The sequence below is a fragment of the Terrabacter sp. 01T434 genome (assembly GCF_056398545.1).
Genome location: NZ_JBFTPP010000007.1, coordinates 26,463 through 46,765, shown reverse-complemented (window position 1 = coordinate 46,765; position 20,303 = coordinate 26,463). Strand labels below are relative to the sequence as shown.

Annotated in this window: 18 protein-coding genes; 1 reads left to right on the top strand and 17 read right to left on the bottom strand. The window is 70.6% G+C overall.

From position 1 onward, the window contains the following. The first annotated feature begins 65 nt into the window (after nucleotides 1–65). The gene (locus AC1DIW_RS15460) at nucleotides 66–2,153 is read left to right on the top strand and encodes a HelD family protein (protein ID WP_478109256.1); all 2,088 of its coding nucleotides are present in this window, start codon (nucleotides 66–68) and stop codon (nucleotides 2,151–2,153) included. Nucleotides 2,154–2,157: 4 nt separating this feature from the next. Here the strand turns inward: AC1DIW_RS15460 and AC1DIW_RS15455 are convergent, their stop codons facing one another. The 17 genes from AC1DIW_RS15455 to AC1DIW_RS15375 form a co-directional block, all read right to left on the bottom strand. Further along, nucleotides 2,158–2,451 (bottom strand): hypothetical protein, encoded by a 294-nt coding sequence (locus AC1DIW_RS15455; RefSeq protein ID WP_442277977.1) that lies wholly within the window; start codon nucleotides 2,449–2,451, stop codon nucleotides 2,158–2,160. 73 nt (nucleotides 2,452–2,524) lie between these two features. Continuing rightward, nucleotides 2,525–2,761, bottom strand: a complete 237-nt coding sequence (locus AC1DIW_RS15450; protein ID WP_478109254.1) for a hypothetical protein — start codon at nucleotides 2,759–2,761, stop codon at nucleotides 2,525–2,527. Between the two features lie 290 nt (nucleotides 2,762–3,051). Then, nucleotides 3,052–3,759 (bottom strand): VOC family protein, encoded by a 708-nt coding sequence (locus tag AC1DIW_RS15445; protein ID WP_478109253.1) that lies wholly within the window; start codon nucleotides 3,757–3,759, stop codon nucleotides 3,052–3,054. A 604-nt stretch (nucleotides 3,760–4,363) separates the two neighbouring features. Further along, on the bottom strand, nucleotides 4,364–4,801 hold the full coding sequence (gene aroQ, locus AC1DIW_RS15440) for a type II 3-dehydroquinate dehydratase (protein ID WP_478109252.1): 438 nt from the start codon (nucleotides 4,799–4,801) through the stop codon (nucleotides 4,364–4,366). A 10-nt stretch (nucleotides 4,802–4,811) separates the two neighbouring features. Continuing rightward, nucleotides 4,812–5,936 (bottom strand): 3-dehydroquinate synthase, encoded by a 1,125-nt coding sequence (aroB, locus tag AC1DIW_RS15435; protein ID WP_478109250.1) that lies wholly within the window; start codon nucleotides 5,934–5,936, stop codon nucleotides 4,812–4,814. After that, a complete protein-coding gene (locus tag AC1DIW_RS15430) occupies nucleotides 5,933–6,463 on the bottom strand; it encodes a shikimate kinase (protein WP_478109248.1) in 531 nt (176 codons plus the stop codon). Before AC1DIW_RS15430 ends, aroB begins: the two co-directional genes overlap by 4 nt. Next, nucleotides 6,457–7,677, bottom strand: a complete 1,221-nt coding sequence (gene aroC, locus AC1DIW_RS15425) for a chorismate synthase (RefSeq protein WP_478109246.1) — start codon at nucleotides 7,675–7,677, stop codon at nucleotides 6,457–6,459. The genes AC1DIW_RS15430 and aroC overlap by 7 nt, the downstream gene beginning before the upstream one ends. An 86-nt stretch (nucleotides 7,678–7,763) precedes the next feature. Continuing rightward, entirely contained in the window at nucleotides 7,764–8,465 is a 702-nt protein-coding gene (locus tag AC1DIW_RS15420) for a prepilin peptidase (RefSeq protein WP_478109245.1), read from the bottom strand. An 8-nt stretch (nucleotides 8,466–8,473) separates the two neighbouring features. Continuing rightward, nucleotides 8,474–9,358 (bottom strand): shikimate dehydrogenase, encoded by an 885-nt coding sequence (locus AC1DIW_RS15415; RefSeq protein WP_478109243.1) that lies wholly within the window; start codon nucleotides 9,356–9,358, stop codon nucleotides 8,474–8,476. Beyond that, nucleotides 9,352–10,626, bottom strand: a complete 1,275-nt coding sequence (mltG, locus tag AC1DIW_RS15410) for an endolytic transglycosylase MltG (protein WP_478109241.1) — start codon at nucleotides 10,624–10,626, stop codon at nucleotides 9,352–9,354. The genes AC1DIW_RS15415 and mltG overlap by 7 nt, the downstream gene beginning before the upstream one ends. Further along, nucleotides 10,623–11,129 (bottom strand): Holliday junction resolvase RuvX, encoded by a 507-nt coding sequence (gene ruvX, locus AC1DIW_RS15405; protein WP_442277967.1) that lies wholly within the window; start codon nucleotides 11,127–11,129, stop codon nucleotides 10,623–10,625. The genes mltG and ruvX overlap by 4 nt, the downstream gene beginning before the upstream one ends. Nucleotides 11,130–11,131: 2 nt before the next feature. Continuing rightward, nucleotides 11,132–13,804, bottom strand: a complete 2,673-nt coding sequence (gene alaS / locus AC1DIW_RS15400) for an alanine--tRNA ligase (protein ID WP_478109239.1) — start codon at nucleotides 13,802–13,804, stop codon at nucleotides 11,132–11,134. 370 nt (nucleotides 13,805–14,174) lie between these two features. Beyond that, nucleotides 14,175–15,221 (bottom strand): ABC transporter ATP-binding protein, encoded by a 1,047-nt coding sequence (locus AC1DIW_RS15395; protein ID WP_442277965.1) that lies wholly within the window; start codon nucleotides 15,219–15,221, stop codon nucleotides 14,175–14,177. Beyond that, entirely contained in the window at nucleotides 15,218–16,288 is a 1,071-nt protein-coding gene (locus AC1DIW_RS15390) for an ABC transporter ATP-binding protein (RefSeq protein ID WP_478109237.1), read from the bottom strand. Before AC1DIW_RS15390 ends, AC1DIW_RS15395 begins: the two co-directional genes overlap by 4 nt. Next, nucleotides 16,285–17,271: an ABC transporter permease gene (locus AC1DIW_RS15385; RefSeq protein WP_478109235.1), complete on the bottom strand. Its 987-nt coding sequence runs from the start codon at nucleotides 17,269–17,271 to the stop codon at nucleotides 16,285–16,287. Before AC1DIW_RS15385 ends, AC1DIW_RS15390 begins: the two co-directional genes overlap by 4 nt. Nucleotides 17,272–17,386: 115 nt before the next feature. Further along, complete coding sequence (locus tag AC1DIW_RS15380) at nucleotides 17,387–19,138, bottom strand: ABC transporter substrate-binding protein (RefSeq protein WP_442277962.1); 1,752 nt, start codon at nucleotides 19,136–19,138, stop codon at nucleotides 17,387–17,389. A 94-nt stretch (nucleotides 19,139–19,232) separates the two neighbouring features. Continuing rightward, entirely contained in the window at nucleotides 19,233–20,186 is a 954-nt protein-coding gene (locus AC1DIW_RS15375) for an ABC transporter permease (RefSeq protein WP_442277961.1), read from the bottom strand. Nucleotides 20,187–20,303: the final 117 nt, after the last annotated feature.

Sequence of the window (20,303 nt, the reverse complement as noted above, 5' to 3'; positions counted from 1 at the left end):
GGCGATCCCCGGTGTAGGCTCACTCCTCCCCCTCGGACCCCCGGCCCACGAAAGGCGGCTTCGTCATGCCCCCGTCCCCGCGCGCCGACCCCGCCGACCGCGCCGTCGGGGCACCGGCCCCCGGGCTCGCCGACGAGCTGGCCCGGGAGCAGGCGTACCTCGACGACGCGCGCGAGCAGCTGTCCCGGATGCGCCGGCTGGCCGAGTCCCTCGACGCGTCGAAGGCGAGTGACGCCATCTCGGGCGAGGTGCTCGGCTGGGTGCTCACGCGGCGCATCGCGTCGCTCCAGGACGACCCGCGCACGACGCTCTTCTTCGGCCGCATCGACGTCGACCCCGCAGGCGGGCCCGCCGAACAGTTCCACATCGGACGGCGCCACGTCTCCGACGAGGCGGGCGACCCGGTCGTCGTGGACTGGCGGGCCCCGATCTCGACCGCCTTCTACCGGGCGTCGCCCCTCGAGCCGATGGACGTCGTGCTGCGGCGCCGGTTCGGCGTCGATCGCGGGCGCCTGACCGCGTTCGAGGACGAGCACCTGCGCGGGCCGGCGCAGCCGGACGGGTCGGCGGGCTCCATCCTCGCCGCCGAGATCGAGCGTCCACGCACCGGCCCGATGCGTGACATCGTCTCGACGATCCAGCCGGAGCAGGACGAGATCGTCCGCAGCGACGTCGCCGTCAGCGTCTGCGTGCAGGGGGCCCCGGGCACCGGCAAGACGGCGGTTGGACTGCACCGTGCTGCCTGGCTGCTCTACTCGTTCCGCGAGCGCCTCGACCGCTCCGGGGTCCTCGTCGTCGGACCCAACCGCGCCTTCCTCGACCACATCGGTGCCGTCCTGCCGTCGCTCGGCGAGGTCCGGGTCGGGCACGCGACGATCGAGTCCCTCCTCGCCCACGGCGCGGTCCGGGCCGAGGAGCCCGTCGACGTCGCCACCCTCAAGGGCGACGCCCGGCTCGCGACGGTACTCCGCCGTGCCGTCTGGTCGCGGCTGGAGCGCCCGACGGAGGCGCTCGTGGTGCCGCGCGGCGTGCGCAAGTGGCGCGTGCCGGCATACGAGGTGGCGGAGATCATCGACGAGCTGGCAGCACGCGGGGTGCGCTACTCAGCCGCGCGCGACCTGCTCCCCCAGCGGCTCGCGCACCACATCCTCCTCGAGATGGAACGGGCCGGTGACGCCCCGGACGACCGCGTCCAGGACGCCGTCGCGAGGTCCGCAACCGTGAAGAAGTACGTCGCGTCGGCGTGGCCGGCGCTCGACCCGCAGTCGGTGCTGCACCGGCTGTGGTCCGACGGCGACGCCCTGAGGACGGCCGCCGGCGACGACCTCACTGCCGAGGAGCAGTCGATCCTGCTGTGGGACAAGCCCGCTCGCACCAAGGGTGCGGCCCGCTGGTCGCGCGCCGACATGGCCCTCCTCGACGAGATCGAGGACCTGCTGCGGCGCGAGCCGAGCCTCGGTCACGTCGTGCTCGACGAGGCCCAGGACCTCTCCCCCATGCAGCTGCGGGCCGTCGGACGGCGCTGCTCGACCGGGTCGGTTACGGTGCTCGGCGACATCGCCCAGGGCACGACGCCGTGGGCCACCGGGTCGTGGGAGGAGGCGATGCGTCACCTCGGCAAGGACGACCACGACCTCGTCGTCCTCGACCGCGGCTTCCGTGTGCCCGCCGTGGTCATCGAGTACGCCGCGCGCCTGCTGCCCCTGATGGCGCCCGGGCTGGGTGCACCGGTGTCGGTGCGCGACAACCCCGGCCGGCTCGAGATCCGGCCGGCCGAGACGGATGGGCTCGCGGCCGAGGTCGTCGCCGCTGTCACACGCGCCGCTGCGGTGCCCGGCTCGGTCGGCGTCATCGCCCCCGACCGGGACGTCGACTCGGTGTCGGCGGCGCTTGCGGCGGCTGGCGTTGGACACGGGCGGCTCGACCGCGACCACGGTGACGACGAGGACCACCAGGTCGAGGTGGTTCCGGCGAGCGTCGCCAAGGGCCTCGAGTTCGACCGGACCGTCGTCCTCGAGCCCGCTGCGATCGCGGCGGCCGAGCCCGACGAGCGCACCGGGCTGCGGCGGCTCTATGTCGTGCTGACCCGCGCCGTGTCGGAGCTCACCATCGTGCACACCGAGCCTCTGCCTGAGGCCCTCGGCGCGAACTGACGCGTCACTGGAGCCCGTGGTGGGCTGCCCACATCGTCCCTGCCCGGTCGGCCGCGGCGTCGATGAGGGCCGCCAGCTCCGGGCGGTCGGGCACGGCGAAGGACACGTACGCCCCGCGACCGCCGTCGACCGGGCGGCCGTACGCCTTGGCTGCGAGGTGCCCGCTCGGCAGCATCCGCACGTTGAGGGTGTCGAGCCGGAAGGTCTGGCCGCGGCGGGTGTCCGTCCACCGCAGCGTCTCCGGGATGGTCACGTTGATCGCCATCGCGCTGACGACGAGCTCTGCGTCTGCACTCACCCCAGCAGACTGCCACGGGCGGGGCCGCCCGGGCGTGGTCGGCTTTCAGTCCTCCCGCAGCACGGAAGACGTGTCAGGGCCGGATGCCGCGAGCGCGCAGGAGCTCTGCCACCGCGGCACCGTCGCGGTTGAGGTACTCGAGGGACGCAGTCGTGGGCGTCGACCCGTCATCCCCGGGACGCGCAGGCTCGCCCCACGCATTCGTGACGACGTCGATGAGGACCCGCGTCTGAATCCCGCGGGCCTCCAGCACAGCGACGATGCGGGCGACATCCTCCGCCGATCCACCCCAGCCAAGACTCGACCTCATCCGCCCCCATCGCCTGCGATCGACGAGGACCACCGCGGCCAGTGGAACCACCGCGCACGCGGCGCCGTACGAGCCCGGCCGGCCAAGGGTCGTCATCGCTGCGACGCCCGCCGCGGAAGCCACGAGGCACGTCCCGAGAAGCGCCGACCACCCGACGACGTTGAGCCGCGCCGTCCGGAGCCACGACCGGCGAGGATGGCGCGCGCGCCACCCCGACGCCTCCACGTACTCCGCGGACCCCCGCGATCTCACCATGGATTCGATCGTGACAGATCACGGGCCGGTGCGTCTCAATCCGTCGTGGCAGCAGACACGTCCGCGCACAGGACGCCCCTGTTGCCGTCCTGGTCGGCGATCACGGTGAGCGAAGGTGAGTTGCTGTCATCGACGACGGTCCCACCCGCGGCGAGGACGGCGGCGATCCGTTGCTCGACCACATCGGGCGCCACGTAGACCTCGATGTGGAACGGCTGACGCTGGTTCTCCTGCTCGTCGACGTCACCGAACCACAGGTTCGGTACCCGGGCCGTCGCGTCCCGGACCTCGTCGCTGGGTGTCCCGCGGCCCTGGGACTCGGCGCTCCCGGTCAGCAGGGCGGCCCACACCGGGGCGATGGTCGCGGAGCGCGCGGTGTCGAGGCCGAGCTCGACCTCGCTGACCGAGTGGGGGTCAGCTTCGATCTCGCGGTCGGCGGCGATCTCACTGATCCGTCGCGCGAGGTCGACGTCCCGCTGGGTCACCCATTCGACGACGTGTTCGGTGCCCTCCCCGTCGCGGTAGATGGCGTCGTCACTGACCAGCTCGAGATCCACGTGCCGACTGCCGATCGACACGCGTGGGTGGTGACCGAGCGCGTCGCCCGCCTCACCCACCGCAGTGATGAACCGCGCGCCCGTGCCGAAGTCGTCGACCACGTAGCGGGCGTGCAGTCCTTGGGCCAGCTTGCGCCAGTCGGTCAACTTGGCCTCGGCGATCCGCTCGCCCTTGAGCATGTCCATGCATGGGGACGATATCTCTGATCCAGACCCAATAGGCTGGCTGGCGCGTTCAAACCTTCGACGGCGACCCCACCCTCGTGCCCCGGATGGAGGCGTTGGCGGTCAACCGGGACCTGGTCCACCGACAGACAGGCTCCACGACATCGAGAGGATCCGCGACTGCGACGTGCTCCTGGCCCGCGTCGCTCTGCCATTCGTCCCCAGGCGCCAGGTGACATGCCGAGCCGCTACGTCAGTGCCCCACCCACCGGAGCGCTGACGAAGCCGCCACACCCCCACCAGACGCTGGGTCACCACCCCCAGCCGCTACGTCACTGCTCCACCCACCGGAGCACTGACGTAGCCGCCGCACCCCCACCACCCGCCAGGTGACCACCCCCAGCCGCTACGTCACTGCTCCACGGGGAGGGGCAGTGACGTAGGTCCCCCGTCCATGGCCCCGCCGGTTGCCGGCCCGCGTGTGGACAACCACGGGTGGGACTCCGGCCCTGGACGTCGTCACTCTCAGCGAGGACGAGCGAGACGGACCGACCTCCTCCGGCCCGAAGCGCTGGCACCTCCACCAGGTCATCGCCCGCGGGTGACCGACCTGTCGGACGTGCGCCTAGACCAGGGCGCGCAGCGCGAGCAGGTAGGACTGCAAGCCGAACCCGGCGACGGTACCCGTGGCGACCCCTGCCACGACCGACGTGTGCCGGAACTCCTCGCGTGACGCCGGGTTGCTCAGGTGCACCTCGACGAGGCTGCGCCCGCTCGTCGTCAGGATGGCGCACGCGTCGCGGACGGCATACGAGTAGTGCGTGAAGGCTCCCGGGTTGAGCACGACGTCGGCGCCCATGTCGACGGCCTCGTGCAGCCAGTCGATGAGCTCGCCCTCGTGGTTGGTCTGGCGACAGTCCGCGACGAGACCGAGGTCGTGAGCCTCGCGCTGCACCGCGGCGTGGACGTCGTCGAGCGTGTCGGAGCCGTAGACCTCCGGCTCGCGGGTGCCGAGGCGATTGAGGTTGGGGCCCGACAGGACGAAGACCGTGGGTGCCGTCATGCCGGGGAGTCTAGTGAGCGGACGCGTTGGCGCGGCGCGACACGAGGCCGTATGCCGCCTGCAGCAGGGCGTCGTCGGGGCCGGCCAGGCGGTTCGGCCGGGCCAGGCCGTCGAGCACGACGAAGCGCAGCGTCGAGCCGCGGGACTTCTTGTCGCGGCGCATCGCGGTCAGCAGGTCGTCCCAGCGTCCCCCGGCATACGTGGTCGGCAGCCCGAGCGACTCGAGGACCGATCGGTGGCGCGCCACGAGCGCATCGCCCTCGGGGCCGACGAGATGCCCGGCCAGGCGGGCGAGCTCGGCGACGTAGACCATCCCGACGCTGATCGCCTCACCGTGCCGCCACGTGTAGTGCTCGACCTGCTCGATGGCGTGGCCGAACGTGTGGCCGTAGTTGAGGATCTCGCGCAGCGAGCTCTCCCGCAGGTCGGCGGCGACGACCTCGGCCTTGACCCGGACGGCCCGCTCGATGAGCTCGCGCAGGTGCGGGTTGGCGGCGCTGCGCGCGACGGCGGAGCCGGCGGTCACCGCTGCCTCGACGAGGTCGAGGATGACGGGGTCGGCGATGAAGCCGCACTTGACCACCTCGGCGAGCCCGGCCACGAGGTCGGCCTCGGGGAGCGTCAGAAGCACGTCGACGTCGCACAGCACCCCGGCCGGCGGATGGAAGGCCCCGACGAGGTTCTTGCCCTCGGCGGTGTTGATGCCGGTCTTGCCGCCGACGGCAGCGTCGACCATGCCGAGCAGGGTCGTCGGCACCTGCACGACGCGGACGCCGCGCAGCCATGACGCGGCGACGAAGCCGGCAAGATCGGTCACCGTGCCACCGCCGATCCCGACGACGGCGTCGGTCCGGGTGAAGCCGGCCTGTCCCAGCAGCGACCACAGGTCGGCCGCCACAGTGGACGTCTTCGCAGCCTCGGCGTCGGGCACCTCGGCGACGTGGACGGCATACCCCCGCTCCTTCAGAGCTGCGGTCACGCGCGACGCGAGCTCTGGCAGCGTCGGCGGGTGGACGACGAGCACGCGCTCGACGTCGGCGCCGAGCAGGTCACCGACGCGCTCCAGCACGCCCGACCCGATGACGACGTCGTAGTCGCCGCCCACTGAGATGGTGGTCGGACTGTCTGCGGTCACGCGCGGGCCGCCTCGAGCTCGGCGACGACGACGTCGACGACCTCGTCGGGCGTGCGGCCCGCCGTGTCGACGCGCACGGTCGCCACGCGCTCGTAGGTGGGGCGCCGTTCGTTCATCATCCGCACCCACGACGCACGCGGGTTGACCGACAGCAGCGGACGAGAGCGGTCGAAGCCGATGCGCTTGCTCGCGTCGGCGATGGCGACGTCGAGGAAGACGACCGCGTGACCCGCGAGGGCGACCTCGGTCGACGGGTCCATGACCGCTCCCCCGCCGAGCGAGACGACGCCAGGCTCCTCTGCGAGCGCGCGGGCCACCTCGGCCCGCTCGAGCTCGCGGAAGACGGACTCGCCGTCGTCGACGAAGATGTCGGAGATCGAGCGACCCTGCGCCGCCTCGATCGCGGCGTCCACGTCGTGGAACGCCACCCCGAGACGTGTCGCGAGGGCTTGCCCGACCGTGGTCTTGCCCGCGCCGGGAGGGCCGACGACGACGGCCACCGGACCGCGGGAGGTTTCGTTCACCACGTGCGCAGCCCCTTCCGGATGCCGTCGAGGTATGCCGTGTGGTTGCGTGCCGTCTCCGCGACGGAGTCGCCGCCGAACTTCTCCAGGCACGAGGCGGCGAGGACGAGCGCGACCATGGCCTCTGCGACGACGCCGGCGGCGGGCACGGCGCACACGTCGGAGCGCTGGTGGATCGCCGTGGCTGCCTCGCCGGTCGCGACGTCGACCGTCGACAGTGCGCGAGGCACCGTGCTGATCGGCTTCATCGCGGCCCGGACGCGGAGCACCTGACCGGTCGACATGCCGCCCTCGGTCCCACCGGCGCGCCCGGTGCGGCGGGTGATGACGCCGTCGACGAGCTCCATCTCGTCGTGCGCCTCGGAGCCGCGGCGGCGGGCGGTCTCGAAGCCGTCGCCAACCTCGACACCCTTGATCGCCTGGATGCTCATCAGGGCCTGGGCCAGCTGGCCGTCGAGCTTGCGATCCCAGTGCACGTGCGAACCGAGGCCGGGCGGGAGGCCGTAGGCGAGCACCTCGACGACGCCGCCGAGGGTGTCACCGTCCTTGCGGGCCGCGTCGACCTCGGCCATCATCGCGGCCGAGCCCGTGGGGTCGAAGGCGCGCACCGGGTCGGCGTCGAGGCGCTCGACGTCGTCGGGGGTCGGGAGGGCGGCGCCCTCGGGCACGCGGGCGGTACCGATGGAGACGGTGTGCGAGACGAGGCGGATGCCGTAGGACTGCTCCAGGAAGCGGGCCGCGATCTCGCCCAGGGCGACCCGGGCCGCGGTCTCACGCGCGGAGGCGCGCTCGAGCACCGGGCGCGCGTCCTCGTGGCCGTACTTCTGCATGCCGACGAGGTCGGCATGGCCCGGTCGCGGACGGGTCAGCGGCTTGTTGCGCGCGACCTCCTTCTCCGCGTTGACGTCGTCGGATGCGGCATACGCCTCGTCGCTGACGGCCTCGGGGCTCATCACGGTGGTCCACTTCGGCCACTCGCTGTTGCCGATGCGCACCGCGACGGGCGACCCCAGGGTCAGCCCGTGACGCAGACCGCCGAGGAACTCAACCTCGTCCTGCTCGAACTTCATCCGCGCACCGCGGCCATAGCCCAGGCGCCGGCGGGACAGGGCGGCCTGCAGGTCCTTCGCGCCGACCTCGACCCCCGCGGGGAGGCCCTCGATCATGGCGACGAGTGCGGGCCCGTGCGACTCACCGGCCGTCAACCAACGCAACATGCCCCGATCCTCCCACGCGGTCCGACCCTGCCCCGACCCGCCCGCTCCGCGGGACCGCCGGCCTCGGTCGCGGCAGGCGGTCTCCGTCAGAGCAGCGGGCGCACCTGCACGACGAGGGAGATGAGCAGGCCGAGCAGCATCCACGGACCGAAGGCGATGTCGTCCTTGCGCGAGCCGCGGCGCAGGACGAGGCGCGCGAGCCCGTAGAGCCCCGCGAGAATGAACGCGGCGTAGGACGCGACGAGCGTCGTCGAGACGCTGACGTAGCCCGTCGCCAGACCGACCAGGCCGGCGAGCGTGACGTCGCCGAAGCCGAAGCCGCTGCCCAGCAGTGCTGCCACGAGCGCCAGCACGAAGTAGATGAGCCACAGCACGGCGCCGGCGATCGCCGCCCTGCGCAGCGCCGCCCAGTCGCCCGAGGCGAGCGACGCCAGAGCGAGCTGTGCGACGAGCAGCGGGTAGGCCGGCCGCGTCAATCCTCGGGGCAGGCGGTGCACGTCCGCGTCGATCCAGGTCAGGGCCAGCGCCACGAAAGCGAACGCGAGGTAGGCAGGGCTCAGTGCCCACTCCGACAGGGGCCCGAAGCGCCACGCCAGCAACGCCCAGAGCAGCGCCAGCGCGACCGGCACGATCCGCGACGACACCCGAGGGAGCGGCCCGGTCTCGTCGTCGAGGCGGTAGCCAGCCGTCGCGAGCCGACGCCGGAGCACCTCTCCGACGAGCCAGCCTGCCACGGCCAGCAGCCCGACGAACCACCAGGGCGCCCCGGAGGCCCCGGCCCACGTCATCGGCGCGATCACCGGTCGTCGGAGGTGTCGTGGCCCGACGCCTGGCCCGCCTGGAGGGCGGCCCGCAGGGCCTGCGACATCGCCTCGAGCGGAGCCGGCTGACCGGTCATGAGGCGCACCTGCTCGGCTGCCTGGTGCAGGAGCATGTCGGTGCCCTCCGCCACGCTCCAGCCGCACTCACGGGCAGCCCGCTGCAGGGGCGTCACGCCCGACCCGTAGACCACGTCGAGGACGGCGGGTCGACGCACGCGACCCGCTGCGCCGGGAAGGGTCTCCAGCCCCGGCACAGACGCGGGCGGCACCGTGCTGATGACCGCATCGACATCGGCCGCCGCGGACCAGTCCCCCATGCCGACGACGTGCACGGCCGCACCGGCCGCCTCGACCTGCGCGAGCGTCTCGGGACGGACCCCCTCGCGGACCATGAACACGATCGTGGTGTGCGGTCCGGTCAGGGCCGCGACCGCAGAGCGGGCGGTGGCGCCGGAACCGACGACGAGCACGCTCGCGGGGTCGGCGCAACCGGCCAGCCGAAAGGCCATCGTGATGCCGTGGACGTCGGTGTTGTGCGCGGTCCAGCCGGCTGCGGCGTCGACGTCGCGGACGAGCGTGTTGGCGGCGCCCGTCGCCGCGGCGATGTCGCTCACCGTGCCCGCAGCCCGCAGCCCGACCTCCTTGAGCGGCATCGTCAGCGACAGCCCGACCCACGTCTCGTCGAGTCCTGCGAAGGCGTCGGCGAACCCGGCCGCGTCGACCTCACGCCGGTCGTAGGACCAGTCACCCAGGCCGAGGGCCGCATGGGCCGCACGGTGCAGCACGGGCGAGAGCGAGTGCCTGATCGGACTGCCCCACACCGCACAGTGCCGGGCGCCGCCGCGCCCCTCGCTCAGCACTTGCCCTTGTTGTCGGTGCACCACTTCTGGAACTGCGCGACGTTGGCCTGGTGCGCCTCGTAGGTCGCGGCGAACTTCGTCTCACCGGTGTCGAGGTTGACGGTCACGAAGTAGAGCCACGGGCCGGCCACCGGCTTGGCGGCCGCGCGCAGCGCGCTCTCGCCCGGGTTGGAGATGGGGCCGGGTGGCAGTCCGGGGAAACGGCGCGTGTTGTACGGGCTCTTGCTGTCGAGCATGGCCTGGGTCGGCACGCCACGCTTCCTGAAGATGTAGTTGACCGTCGAGTCGAACCCGAGCGACATCTTGGCCGCGAGTCGGTTCTCGACGACGCGGGCGACCTTCGAGCGGTCGGCCTCGATCTTGGCCTCCCCCTCGACGAGGCTCGCGACCGTGACGACGCGCTCCATGCGGTCGGGTGAGATCCCGAGCGCCTCGAGCCGCTTCGTCGACTCGGCGACCATCTGCTTGAGCTGGTCGAGGGCCGTCGACGTGGAGCCGAACTCGTAGCTGGCCGGGAAGAGGTAACCCTCGATGTTGCCCTTGGCGGACGGCGGCAGCCCGAGCTGGTCGACCTGCTTGGCCGCCTGGACGTACTCGGAGACAGGGATCCCGGAGGCCGCCGACAGCTTGGCGTAGATCTCACTCGCCCAGAGACCCTCGGGGATGACCACGCGGGTGACCAGGCGGTTCTTGGGGTCGACGAGGAGCGCCAGGGCGTCGGACGCCTTCATCTGCTTCTTCATCGTGTAGATGCCCGGCTGGATGCCCGCGCTCCTGGGATCGCTGCCCGCAGCGTCGACGAACGCCTTGCTCGACTTGACGACGTCCTTGTCGGCGAGAGCCTGGGCGATCGCCGTGCCGTTGGATCCCGCGTCGATGGTCACGCGGACCTCTCCGGTGCCGGGGCCCGGGTAGTCGTTGGACGCGAGGAACCCCTCGACGACGGGGCGCAGGACCTTGTACGCGACGCCGACACCGCCGCCGATGACGGCGAGGGCGAGGACGATCACCACGAGACGGCGCAGGACTGAGGGTCGGCCGCGCGGCACGCCAGCGGATGCCGCTCGTCCGGCACGACGGCCCTTGCGGCGGCGGCCCGCGAGCTCCTGCGCACGGAGGTCACGCCGGCTCGAGGGAGGGGCTGCAGCCGTGCCGACGGCGGGGTCGTGCGTCTCGAGGGAGGCCGCGTCGTCGACACCGTGGTCGAGGTCCTCGTGGTCGAGGTCCTCGTGGTCGCCGAAGATGGATGCTTCGAGATGGTCCTTCATCGACGACGTTCCTTCTTCCGTTTGCCCCCTGGCGTGACGGTCTCTCCGGGCGGACGGCCCGACAGCGACTCCGTGTCGAGAGCCGACTGCAGGATGAGCACCGCGGCAGCCTGGTCGACGACGGCCCGTTGCCCTCGGCCCGGGACGCCGCTGTCGCGTAGTCTGCGGTGCGCGTCCACGGTGGTCAAGCGTTCATCGACCATCCGCACTCCTACCGTACCCAGTCGCGCCGCGAGACGACCGGCGTAGTCGCGTGCGGCACGCGCAGCCTCACCCTCCTCGCCGGACAGCAGGCGCGGCAACCCCACGACGACCTCGATCGCGGCGAGCTCGTCCACGAGCGCGACGATCGCCTCGACGTCGCTGTCGGCCTCGAGGTCACGGGGCAGGGTGCGCACCGGGTGGGCGAAGACCCCTGAGGCGTCCGACGCCGCGACGCCGACGCGGGCGTTGCCCACGTCGACGCCGACGCGTGCCCCGGTTCGGGAGCGAGGATCGGTCAAGGTCAGGCGCCCCGGCTGTGCAGCTGGTTCTCGACGGTGCCGAGCGCCGACGAGACGCGCGTCGAGTCGGTGCCGCCGCCCTGGGCCAGGTCGTCCTTACCGCCGCCCCCACCGCCGAGTGCCTGGGCCGCGACCTTGACGAACGCGCCGGCCTTGAGACCGGCCTCCCTCGCCCGCTCGTTCGTCGCGACGATCACGACCGGACGCCCGCCCGCGACGGACGCCATCGAGACGAGGACCGGCCGGTCGTTGCCGAGGCGGCCACGGACGTCGGTGACGAGCTTGCGCAGGTCGTCGCCCGTCACACCGTCGCCCGCGTCGTGGCTGACGAAGGTCACGCCGTTGATGTCTCGCGCCGACTGGACGAGACCGGCAGCGGCGCCGAGCACCTGGCTCTGACGCACCGCCGCGATCTCCTTCTCCGCATCGCGCAGACGACCGAGGATCGTCGCGATGCGGTCGGGCAGCTCGTCGCGGCGCACCCCGAGGGTGTCGGTCAGCTGGCTGACGATGGTGGCCTCGCGCGCGAGGTGGGAGTACGCGTCGGCGCCCACGAGCGCCTCGACGCGCCGCACGCCCGAGCCGATCGAGCTCTCACCGAGCAGCTTGACGACGCCGATCTGCCCGACGCGGGGCGTGTGGGTGCCGACGCACAGCTCCCGCGACCACTCGCCGATGGAGACGACGCGCACGCGCTCGCCGTACTTCTCGCCGAAGAGCGCCATGGCGCCGAGCTTCTTGGCAGCGTCGATGTTCATGATGTCGGCGGTCACCGGCAGGTCGTCGAGGAGCACGGCGTTGATCCGGCCCTCGATCTCGCCCATCGCCGCGGCCGGAACGGCCTGCAGCGACTTGAAGTCGAAGCGGAGCCGGCCGGGCGAGTTCTCCGAACCCGCCTGGGTCGCGGTGTCGCCGAGCTCGTCGCGCAGGGCCTGGTGAACCATGTGGGTCGCCGTGTGGGCGCGCGAGATGGACCGGCGGCGCGCGACGTCGACCTCGGCCTCGGCGTCGTCACCGACGCCCGCCTCGCCCTCGAGCACCGTGGCGCGGTGCACGACGAGGCCGGTGATGGGCCGCTGGACGTCGGTGACCTCGATCAGTGCCCCGTTCGCGAGGCGGATGCGCCCGTGGTCGGCCTGCTGGCCGCCGGACTCCGCGTAGAGCGGCGTGCGGTCGAGGACGATCTCGATCTCGTCGCCGGGCCCCACGTGGTCGACGACGACGCCGTCCCGGATCAGTCCGCGGATGCGGGTGTCGGTCTCGATCTGGTCGTAGCCGGTGAACTCGACATCGCGACCCAGGGTGTCGGACAGCTGCCGGTAGACGCTCGTGTCACCGTGCGCCGACCTCTTCGCCCTGGCGTCGGCCTTGGCGCGGTCGCGCTGCTCGCCCATGAGCCGGCGGAACCCGGACTCGTCGACCTGCAGGCCCTGCTCCGCCGCCATCTCGAGGGTCAGGTCGATCGGGAAGCCGTAGGTGTCGTGCAGCGCGAACGCCTCGGCCCCGCCGAGCGTCGTCGCGCCGGACGACTTGGCCCGCGCGACCGCGGTGTCGAGGATGGTGGTGCCCGAGCTGAGCGTGCGCCGGAACGCCTCCTCCTCGGCATACGCGACCTGGCTGATCCGGCTGAAGTCGGTCTCGAGCTCGGGGTAGGACGCCTTCATCCGCTCCATGCTGACCGGCAGCAGGTGGTCGAGGGTCGGCGCGTCGACGCCGAGCAGGCGCATCGAGCGCACCGCGCGGCGCAGGAGGCGGCGCAGCACGTAGCCACGGCCCTCGTTGCCCGGCGTCACGCCGTCGCCGATGAGCATGAGCGAGGAGCGCACGTGGTCGGCGACCACGCGGAAGCGGACGTCGTCCTCGTGGTCGGAACCGTAGCGGCGACCACTCAGGTCCTCCGCGGCCGCGATGACGGGGAAGACCTCGTCGGTCTCGTAGATGTTGTCGACGCCCTGGAGCAGGAACGCGACGCGCTCGAGTCCCATGCCGGTGTCGATGTTGCGCTTGGGGAGGTCCCCGACGATGTCGAAGTCCTCCTTGGAGCGGACGTTCTCGAGCTCGTACTGCATGAAGACGAGGTTCCAGAACTCGAGGTAGCGGTCGCCCGCCTCCCAGTCGCCGTCGGCGCCGAACTCGCGCCCACGGTCGAGCAGGATCTCGGAACAGGGACCGCCGGGACCGGCGACGCCCATGTTCCAGTAGTTGTCCTTGCGCCCGAGCCGGACGATGCGGTCGTCGGACAGGCCCGCGACCTTCTTCCAGATCGCGATCGCCTCGTCGTCCTCGTGGTAGACGGACGCGTAGAGGTCCTTCTCGTCGAAGCCGAGTCCGCCCTCGGACTGGCTGCGCGTGATGAGCTCCCAGGCGAGCTGGATGGCGCCTTCCTTGAAGTAGTCGCCGAAGCTGAAGTTGCCGTTCATCTGGAAGAACGTGCCGTGGCGGGTCGTCTTGCCGACCTCCTCGATGTCGAGGGTCCGCACGCACTTCTGCACGCTCGTGGCGCGCGAGAACTGCGGGGTCTCCTGACCGAGGAAGTACGGCTTGAACGGGACCATGCCGGCGTTGACGAACAGCAGGTTCGGGTCCTCGTGCACGAGCGGCGCGCTCGGCACGACGGTGTGGCCGCGGCTGCCGAAGTAGGAGAGCCAGCGACGCCTGATCTCAGCGGTTTCCATGATGTGTCCTTGGGGTCGACGGGTGTGGTCTGCGGGAGCCCGTCCCAGGTGCGGCTGTGCGCGGGCGGACGGGCAGGCGGGGCGGGGTCAGCCCAGCGCGTCAGTGGGCGCGGCTGACCCCCGGGGAGCTCGCCTCGCCGGCTGCAGGCCGACACAGGTCGGCCTGGGTCCCTTCTGGGCCACGTTCATCGTCCTTCGGTCGTCGGCGCACGCTCGCGCCGAGGTTCTTCAACCCTAACGGACCGCGTGAACCTCGTCCCAACGCCAGACCGCTCACCCGCGTATGCCGTAGGGCCGGCTCCCGTGCGGGAGCCGGCCCTACGGCATACGTCGTCTGGCTACGACGACCGTCGGCGACGTGCTGTCGCTGTCAGGCCGGGACCTCGGCGACGAGGTCGGTCTTGACCTCCGGGAAGTGGCAGGCCTGCAGGTGCACGCCGCCCTCGCGGAAGGTCCGGGTCGCCACGTCGGCGGTGGCGGAGACGAGCGCCGGTTCCTGGGTGGCGCAGATGTCCTGCGCCTTCCAGCACCGGGTGCGGAAGCGGCAACCGCTCGGCGGGTCGATCGGGCTCGGCACGTCGCCGACGAGGCGGATGCGCTCCTTGGGGGCGATGCCGCGAGCGACGTTGATGTCGGGCGCCGCCGAGAGCAGGGCCTGCGTGTACGGGTGCTCAGGGGCCTCGTAGATCTTCTTCTTGTCGCCGTACTCGACGATCTTGCCGAGGTACATGACCGCGACCTGGTCGCAGAAGTGGCGCACGACGCCGAGGTCGTGGGCGACGAAGACGAAGGCGAGGTCGAGCTCGTTGCGCAGCTTGGCGAGGAGGTTCATCACCTGCGCCTGGATGGAGACATCGAGGGCCGAGACCGGCTCGTCCGCCACGATGAGCTTCGGCTCCACGGCGAGCGCCCGGGCGATGCCGATGCGCTGGCGCTGCCCACCCGAGAACTCCGACGGGTAGCGGTTGATGTGCTCCGGGTTGAGGCCCACGAGCTCGAGCAGCTCCTGCACCCGGGCCTTCTCCTTGCCCTTGTGCAGGCCGTGCACGCGCAGCGGCGTGCTCAGGATCGAGCCCACCGTGTGGCGCGGGTTGAGGGAGGAGTACGGGTCCTGGAAGATCATCTGCACGTCACGACGGATGCCGCGCAGCTCGTGCTCCTTCAGGTGCGAGATGTCGCGACCCTCGAACTCGATGGTGCCACCGGTGGGCTCGTCGAGACGCGTCACCAGCCGGGACGTCGTCGACTTGCCGCACCCCGACTCCCCGACGAGGCCGAGCGTCTGGCCCTGCTTGATGCTGAAGCTGATGCCGTCGACGGCCTTGACCGTCGCCCGGACCATCCTGAGGCCCTGGACCTCGCGGAAGGGGAAGTGGCGCTGGAGGTCGGTGACCTTGAGCAGCGTCTGGTCGCTCATCGGACTCCCTCGTCGTTCTGCAGCGTGGCCACGGGATCGGTCAGGTGGCAACGGAGCTCGCGGTTGACCAGCCCCGGGGTCGGCCGCCACTCGGGCAGCTCGGTGAAGCAACGGTCGCCCTCGACCTGCGTCTTGAACTCGCACCGGGGGTTGAACGAGCAGCCCGAGGGCAGGTTGAGCAGGCTGGGCGGCGTGCCCTTGATGGCCTTGAGCTCGGCGAGGTCCTCGCTGTGCGAGGGCATCGACTGGAGCAGGCCGTAGGTGTAGGGCATCGACGGCTGGGCGAGCACGCTCTTGGCGTCGCCCTTCTCGACCCCGCGACCGGCATACATCACGAGGATGTCATCGGCGGTCTCGGCCACGACCGCGAGGTCGTGCGTGATGAGGATGACCGCGGACCCGAACTCCTTCTGGAGGTCGTTGACGAGGTCGAGGATCTGCGCCTGCACGGTGACGTCGAGCGCGGTCGTCGGCTCGTCGGCGATGAGCAGCTTGGGGTTGTTGACCAGGCCGAGGGCGATCATGGCGCGCTGGCGCATGCCGCCCGAGAACTCGTGCGGGTACTGGCTGGCCCGGCGCTTCGGGTTGGGGATGCCGACGAGGTCGAGCATCTCGACGGCCCGCTTGAGCGCGACCTGCTTGCTCACCTGGTGGTGGGCGCGGTAGGCCTCCGCGATCTGGTTGCCGACCTTGTGGAACGGGTGCAGCGAGCTCTGCGGGTCCTGGAAGACCATGGCCGCCTTGGTGCTGCGGATCTTCTGGAAGGTGGAGGCGGGCGCGCCGACGAGCTCCAGGCCGTCGAGCTTGATGCTGCCGGTGATCTGCGTCCGCTTCGGGTTGTGCAGCCCGAGCACAGCCATGCTGCTCACGGACTTGCCGGAGCCGGACTCACCGACGATGGCCAGGGTGCGCCCGAGGCGGGCCTGGTAGCTCAGGTTGGAGACGGCCCGGACGACGCCCTCCTCCGTCGGGAAGGCCACCGACAGGTCGCTGACCTCGAGGACGACGTCGTCCGGGTTGCGAGCCTCGGCGCCCTGGGTGGAGACGGTGCTGGCGGTGACGGTCACGAAAGCCTCACTCGCGGGTCGATGAAGGAGTATGCGATGTCGACGACGAGGTTCATGATGACCACGACCACGGCGCCGATGAGAACCGTCCCCATGATGACCGGGAGGTCGTCGGCCCGGAGCGCGGCGAGACCACGGCGGCCGATCCCGTCGACGCCGAAGATCTGCTCGGTGATGAGCGTGCCGGTCAGCAGCGCGGCGATGTCGAGGCCCAGGATCGTCGCGATCGGGCTCATCGCGGCGCGGAAGCCGTGCTTGAACAGGACGGTGCGCTCACTGATGCCCTTGGACCGGGCGGTACGGATGTAGTCCATCGACAGCGTCTCGATCATCGAGTTGCGCGTGTAGCGCACGTACGAGGCGGACGTCACGAAGCCGAGGATCAGGGCCGGCGCGAGCATCCCCATGAAGTAGGGGCCCACCCCCGCCGACATCGCCGAGTACTGCGGCAGGATGTTCCACAGGATGACCGGGTAGAGCGCGACGAGAAGCGCGAGGACGTAGTACGGGATGGCGCCGAGCACCTGCGAGGCGCCGACGACGGAGCGGTCCGTCGAGGAGCCACGCCGCACGGCGGCGAAGATCCCGACCGTCACCCCGATGATGACAAAGACGACCGCGGCCATCAGCGCGAGGACCACGGTGTTCGGGAAGCGTGAGAAGAGCTCGTCGTTGACGGAACGACGAGTCACGAAGGAGAACCCCAGGCAGGGCGCGTTGCACTGGACCGTGTCGCCCGCATAGACGAACTCGCGCCCGACGAACAGGCCCTTGAAGTAGTCGAAGAACTGCTGCGTCAGCGGCTTGTCGAGCCCGAGGCTCGCCGTGATGGCCGCGAGCCGGTCCGCGTTGCAGTGGCTTTCGGGGCACATGGCCAGCGCCGGGTCGGACGGGCCTGCGAAGAAGATCAGGAACGTCGAGACGAGGGTGGCCAGGATGACGCTCAGGGCGAGAGCCAACCGCCTGAGGATGTAGGTGAGCACGGTTTGCCTTCCAAACGGGGTGGGCGCCGGTGGTGGGCGGCCCGGGAGTCCCGGGCCACCCACCACGGCTGTCGATCAGATCCTGCCCTCCGGGAGGAGGGCTGTCACTGCCGAGTTACTGGTCGAGCCAGACGTCGTTGAGGTCGGGCATGCCCTTGTTCGGGTTGTTGTGGACGTTGTGGACCTTCGTGCCGAAGACCGAGTTGCCCTTGTCGTTGTTGTCGGGGATGGCCAGGAGGTAGGTCTCCGTGAGCCACTTGTCCATCTTGCCCCACTCCGGCCCCTGATCGGTGATCGAGAGCTGCTGGATGCGCTTGATCTCGGCGTCGATCTTGGCGTCGGAGAAGTTGCCGAAGGTCGTGCCGCCCTGCGACAGCGCGATGGTGCCGAAGGTGGGCGGGATGATGGAGTCGGCGGACGGCCAGTCGAAGCACCACCCACGCGGCGACTGGAGCATGTTGTACTTGCCGTTGGGCTTGCCGATGAGCTTGCGGCGCTCCTTGTTCGGCACACCGAGGTCCGTGACCTTGAAGCCGGCCTTCTCGAGCGCCTGCTTGCGGACCTGGTTCACCTTCTGCGCGGTGTCGTCGTCGTTCGTGTAGTAGTAGGTGAGCTCGAAGGGCTTGCTCGCGCCGTAGCCGGCGTCGGCCAGCATCTTCTTGGCCATCTCCGGGTTGCCGTCGCCCTGGCCGTTCATCTTGACGCCGGGAGCGGCCTCGGCCGTGTAGTCGAGGTGGCCGGGGATCTGCGGCGGGATGATCGTGCTGGCGGGCGAGAACGAGTGCGTCGTCTCACCGCCGGCCTTGTGGATGGAGTCGAACGGCCACGCCACGGCGATCGCCTTGCGGATCGGCAGCGGGATCTTGGTCGCGTCGAGGTTGACCATGAGCACGCACGAGGACGGGCCCTCCTCGAACTGGGCCTTCTTCTCGCCCTCGATCTGCGGGATGAGCGAGGAGTCGATCGGGTCCCAGTTGAGGCTCGTGGCGTCGTCGCCGTTGGAGGCGAGGATGGCCGTCTGCGTCTTGATGGTGTCGACGCCCCACTTGAAGTGGAAGCCGTCCGGGTAGTTGTGGCGCGCCGGGTCCGTGGCCGGGTCCCAGTTGGGGTTGCGCTTGAGGACGAGCTCGGTGCCGGGGGTGTACTTGTCGAACATGTACGGGCCGGTGGCGAGCGGGTGCAGCTGGTAGTCGGCCTTCTTGTCCTTCGCCTCGGGGATCGGCGTGAACTGGTTGAAGGAGACGAAGTAGGGCAGCGTCTCGAAGCGCTTCTCGAGGTGGAAGACGACGGTCTTGTCGTCGGGGGCCTCGACACCCTTCCAGTTCTTGTCACCCTTGTAGGGGCCCTGGTAGTCGGCGCCACCCTTGAAGAACTCACGCTGGTACGTCGGGCCGTTCGCGGCGAGGTCGGGGTCGAACGAGCGCTTGGCGGCGAAGACGATGTCCGCGGCCTTGACCGGGGTGCCGTCCTCGTACTTGATCCCGTCCTTGAGCGTGAAGGTCCACGTCAGGCCGTCCGAGGAGGCCTTGCCGAGGTCGGTCGCGAGGTCCGGGACGAGCACCTGCTTGCCGTCGCGCGAGACGTACGTCGTCAGGGCCCGGTGCGTCAGCGAGAAGATGACGGCCGTGTCCTGGTAGAACTGGTCGCTCGGGTCCATGTTGGCCGGCGTCGAGGTGTAGGGCACCGTGAGGATGCCACCCTTCTTCGCACCGGGGATCTCCGGGGCGGGGCCCTTGGCGTTCGGGTCGAGGGCCGCACCGGCCGTGTCGACCTTGCCGCCGTTGCCGTTGGCGCCACCGGACGTGCCGTTGTTGGCGGCCGGTGCACCACAGGCCGCGACGAAGCCGAGGGAAGCCGCGGCTCCCACGGTCAGGACTTTGGTCCAGCGCATATGTTGTTTGCTCCCTTGTGCTTGTCCCGACGTTTTGCCGGGAACATCTGGTGACCGCGACCCGGTGGGGTCAGCGGCGGCTGGTGGGGTCGAACGCGTCGCGGATCGAGTCGCCGAGCAGGCTGAGGGCCAGCACGAGCAGCGACAGGCCGATGACCGAGGGCCAGAGCCACAGCGGATACGTCGAGAAGAGGTTCTGCGCGTCGGCGATGGTGCGGCCCCAGGAGGCCGTCGGCTCGACCAGACCGGCGCCGAGGTAGCTCAGCGTGGCCTCGTAGGTGATGTAGGCGGGAACCGCGATCGAGGCGGAGACGATGATCGGGCCGACGAGGTTGGGCAGGATCTCCCGGAAGAGGATCGAGCGGGTCGGGACGCCGATGGCGCGTGCGGCCTGGACGAACTCCCGCTCGCGCAGGCTCTTGACCTCACCGCGCACTAGGCGCGCCAGGCCCATCCAGCCGAAGACGAAGAGGATGACGATGAGCACGATGAACCGGATGCGTGACGTCTCGTCGGCAGTGAGGTCGCCGCCAACCGCCAGGCTCTTCTCCATGATCGGGACGATGGCGAGCACGAGCAGCAGGATGGGCAGCGACAGGAAGAAGTCGATGACCCACGAGACGATCTTGTCTGCGACGCCACCGAGGTAACCGGCGACGAGACCGAGGGTCACGCCGATGATCGTCGAGGCGGCCGCAGCCATGAAGCCGATGATGAGCGAGGGACGGGCGCCGATGGCCCAGCGCGCGAAGAGGTCGCGTCCCAGGCGCGGCTCGACCCCGAGCCAGTGCGACGCGCTCATGCCCACCGTCGGCAGCCCGTTGAGGTCGACGAGCTCGGTGTGCGTCGTGTACGGGTCGGCCTTGGCGCCCGTGATCGGGTCGACCGCCTGGAGGGAGTAGAGGAACGGCGCGAAGATCGCCACCAGGATGAAGAAGAGGATGATCGCGAAGCAGATGATGGCGACCTTGTCCTTCTTGAGCCGGGCCCAGGCCACCTGACCGGGCGAGCGTCCGGTGCGCACATCCACGTGCTTACGAACTGGCGTCGAAGGCTCCCCCTCGGATTCCTCGGTCAGCACTGCGGCTGAGGGCTCCGGCATAGCGTTCAACGCGTTGTCTCCATCCTTGTGGGATCACAT